Raw genomic sequence first — 254 nt, forward strand, 5'->3', positions numbered from 1 at the left:
TGAGCTAAGGGCGCATATGAATTTAATTAACTTAAATGGTGCCGAGGACCGGAATCGAACCGGTACGGTAGTCACCTACCGCAGGATTTTAAGTCCTGTGCGTCTGCCAGTTCCGCCACCCCGGCACGTAGAGAGCGGAAGACGGGATTCGAACCCGCGACCCCCACCTTGGCAAGGTGGTGTTCTACCACTGAACTACTTCCGCATATAAAATTAAATGGTGCGGGTGAAGGGAGTCGAACCCCCACGCCTTG

The 254-nt window shown here is 53.9% G+C and carries 2 tRNA genes; both read right to left on the reverse strand.

Annotation, left to right across the window (positions count from 1 at the left end):
- Positions 1 to 36: 36 nt before the first annotated feature.
- A tRNA-Leu gene (locus tag KW850_RS33020) sits at positions 37 to 125 on the reverse strand.
- Positions 126 to 133: 8 nt separating this feature from the next.
- Positions 134 to 205, reverse strand: a tRNA-Gly gene (locus KW850_RS33025).
- Between the last annotated feature and the right edge of the window lie 49 nt (positions 206 to 254).

The sequence above is a fragment of the Bacillus sp. sid0103 genome (genome assembly GCF_019219025.1).